At 61.0% G+C, this 3,267-nt stretch carries 4 protein-coding genes; all 4 read right to left on the minus strand.

Annotated features, from left to right (window positions below; genetic code table 11):
- Positions 1-65 precede the first annotated feature (65 nt).
- Positions 66-1,031, minus strand: a complete 966-nt coding sequence (locus tag SY1_RS05435) for a radical SAM protein (RefSeq protein WP_208872981.1) — start codon at positions 1,029-1,031, stop codon at positions 66-68.
- Between the two features lie 634 nt (positions 1,032-1,665).
- On the minus strand, positions 1,666-1,869 hold the full coding sequence (locus SY1_RS05440) for a hypothetical protein (RefSeq protein ID WP_015556421.1): 204 nt from the start codon (positions 1,867-1,869) through the stop codon (positions 1,666-1,668).
- On the minus strand, positions 1,847-2,179 hold the full coding sequence (locus SY1_RS05445; RefSeq protein WP_208872982.1) for a BrnT family toxin: 333 nt from the start codon (positions 2,177-2,179) through the stop codon (positions 1,847-1,849). Before SY1_RS05445 ends, SY1_RS05440 begins: the two co-directional genes overlap by 23 nt.
- A 74-nt stretch (positions 2,180-2,253) precedes the next feature.
- Positions 2,254-3,267 (minus strand): site-specific integrase (locus tag SY1_RS05450; RefSeq protein ID WP_208872983.1); only part of this gene is annotated, 1,014 nt, incomplete at its 5' end.

The raw sequence follows: 3,267 nt of genomic DNA on the forward strand, positions 1-3,267 counted from the left end.
CTTAATCAGTATTTCCCTAAAAAATTCTAGCACAGGCCCCCGCGCGGAGAAAGCGGCGGCTTCCCCTACTCCACCCCCCAGTTGCGCCAGCGCAGGATATCGCGCTCCCCGGCGCCGGGGCCCGACAGCTCCCGGTCGGCCTCATCCAGGCGCTGCAGCAGCCGTTCTCGATGCAATGGGATGCGGCCCTTGATGGGAAAGAGGTTCGTCTTGTGCGTGGCGTTCCACACCGTGGAGAGCGTCAGCCGGGACAGGAGGTCCCGCCCCTCCCGCATCGCCTCCAGGGGCGAGAGGCGCCGAAACTCGCGGGATCGCACCCGTTCCGCCAGGCGGGCGCCCTTGAAGATCACGAGCGTCACCACCGTCAACTCGAACGGGCGGGCCGCGTTCAGCAGGCTGGCCGTCCCCTCCACGTGGTCCGCCGACATCTCCCGCCCTCCCAGGCCCAGCATGACGTAGACGGAGAAGGACATCCCCGCCGCCTCCAGCGCCGCCATGGCGCGGGCGTTTTCCTCACGCCCCACGCCCTTCTCCTGGTAGCGCAGCACCCGATCCGCCCCGGACTCGATTCCCAGGCAGAGGCGGTCGTACCCGGCGCCGTGCAGGGCTTCCAGCTCCGCCGGGGTCTTGCGCAGCACGTCGTCCGCCCGCGCGAAGGCCGAGATGTAGGCGCACGAAGGGAACGCGCTGCGCACCATCCCCGCAATGCGCAGGAGCACCTCCGTCCCCAGCACGAGGGGGTTGCCCCCCGCCAGGAGGAAGCGTTCGGAGGGCCTGCGGTCCCGCTCGTGAATGGCCTGAAGGCGCTCGACGTTCGCGGCGATCTCCTCCATGGAGAGCGCGCGGAACCTCATGCCCTGGTTCAGGTCGCAGAACAGGCAGCGCCCATAGCTGCAGCTGACGGTGACGGGAAGCTGCACCGCGTAGGACTCCGCCATCGGCACGTAGTAGAAGAAGCCGTACTCGTCGTAGAGCTCGCGCTTCAGGCGGCGCACCCGCTGGGCGAACTCCCTGTCCTGTCCCAAGTCCATTCCCTCCCCGTCGAGGTCTGAAAAAAGGGCGGCCGCACGCGGCCGCCCCGTCGGACCGTGAAGGTCCGCCTATTCCTTCGGCGCCGGCTCCTCCGCGGGCGCCAGCTTGATGGACCCGATGTCGCCCACCTCGCTGAACAGCGCGCCGCACCGCTCCAGGATCACTAAATAGATACTATCTAATAAATGCTATTTAACAAGTCCTTACTGTTTATAATATCTCATAAAGAGGATATTATAAACAGTATCGTATAGATACTATAAAACAAGAGAAACACTCAACAAATGGCTGCTTGTCCCTTTTGAGGTGAAGCCTGGAGAGAATATGAGCACACGCCTCCTTTAGAGGGTCATAGTACGGTAAAATAGAAGGTAGGAGAGGCGCTCAGGACATCGAGCGAAGCTGCTTGGGGCATCCCCCCGAAAGGGGGTGATAGCGTGGAGAGAATAACAAAGCTGCTACAAGCTCTTGCGAAGCTCATAGCAGCCATCGCCGAACTTCTTCGGCTTTTCAAAGCGTAATCCCTCACGTTAGGGCGTAAGTCCGAGGTGGGGAAATCGGCCTCACTTCGGCAGCCCAAGAAACAACCCCGTCCAACCTCTCCTGGGCGGGACTTCACTTCGTATTATACCATCAACCAGCTCGTATTTTCTCATTGAGTACTGTCAAGTTGTGCTCCGCGGCCTTTTTGAACTTCTCACCAACGGGCGTCCAATTCGAGAAGTTTGTTGTTTCAGGAATCTCGGAAAAGTCGATGTCCTCATCCCGAACCGTGCGCAAGGCCGCGATGGCTTTCGCCCGGCTGCGAGGATAGTCACTTGGATAATTGTCGCTCATAGGCTTCCCTCTCCTTTCTTTCCGCAACTCGGGCAGAGATGATACGAATCAGCTCAATGCCATTCCAATCTTCACGTTCGACGTATACGACAAACAGTGCCTTTGAGAAATCAGCGATGAATCCCGTTATTCTACGGCGCGGCTCCAAGCCGTCATGAAGCTCATCGGGCAGGTCCATAGCGTTCTCATCAAAAAACACTTCAGCAGCAAGCTCAAATGTCACTTTATGCTTACGCCAATTCGCTACGGCCTTCTCGTCGTCCCATGTGAAAAACAAGCCGCCTAAAGCATACTTGATCTCATCTGCCACGTGCCATCCACTCCGAATCAACCCGGCCTTCTCCGGGAGGGTCTTTTTCAGACATTATAGCGCTTGAGAGTGCCTCACATCAGTTCTCTTGCGGCATTGTCCTCTATGGCATCCTCACGGTGGAAATACTCCCGCAAGGTCTGGACAGATCTGTGCCCCGTCTGGTTCATGATGGATCGTTCCGTCTTTCCCTGCCGGATCGCCGTCGTGACGAATCCGATGCGCAGGGAGTGGGCGGAGAGATCGAGGGACAGCCTAGCCGCAGATGCCGCCCGCAGGACGACGAGCCTGATGCTTTGGGCACTCAGGCGGTCACCCGTTATCTGGCCACTTTTGAGGATCCGCCGGAACAACGGGCCTTCCCGAGGCTCCACGAGAGCCAGCCACCTTTTCAGGAGCGATGTCGGGGAAGTAGCCTCGTCCCGGCCGGGAAAGATCGCCTTCTGCATGCCCCTTCCCTCCGGGTCCGTCTTTGACCGCCGAACGTCGATGACTAAGACCTCCTCACCACCGCGGACGGTCCACCTCAGGTTCTCGATGTCTAGGGCGGAGAGCTCCGACCGCCGGAAGGCCCCGGCGAAACCCAGGGAGATGATGGCGGCGTCCCGGATGTTCTTCGGGGAATTGTCCCGTGCCGTTGCGGCCAGGAGCAGCCGCACGACCTCGACGGTGGCCGCGTCTTTCTTGTAGGGGGCGGTGCCGTGTTCCCGGCGATAGCCTTTCAGGGTCTTCTTCACGAGGAGGGAATCGGTGGGGGACGGTGTCCCCTCTGCTCGATGCGCTGCGGCGATGGCGGCGAGGGTTTGCTCGACCGTCGCGGGGGCGGCCCCATTGTCGGCCAGGCTGGCCACGTAGGCGGCGAGGACCTCCTGGGGCGTCGGGAAGACGGTTGAGAGACCTTCGGTTTCGCACCAGGCGAAGAAGCGTTTCAGGCGCGAGGCGTAGGCTCGGCGGGGTTCCGGAGCGACGGAGGCGCGCAGGAGGTGCCGTACCCGCTCCTGGTAGGCGGGTAAGCTGCCGATCAGGTCTCCCCTGCCCTCGTAGACGGCCGGGACGTTCTTCGTATCTTCCATCAGGTCCTCCTCCCT

The sequence above is a fragment of the Fretibacterium fastidiosum genome, from assembly GCF_000210715.1.
Lineage (GTDB): Bacteria > Synergistota > Synergistia > Synergistales > Aminobacteriaceae > Fretibacterium > Fretibacterium fastidiosum.

Bases quoted from the DNA above. Each gene is read 5' to 3' on its own strand.
- SY1_RS05435 (WP_208872981.1), bottom strand. From the start codon at position 1,031: ATGGACTTGGGACAGGACAGGGAGTTCGCCCAGCGGGTGCGCCGCCTG.
- SY1_RS05440 (WP_015556421.1), bottom strand. From the start codon at position 1,869: ATGAGCGACAATTATCCAAGTGACTATCCTCGCAGCCGGGCGAAAGCC.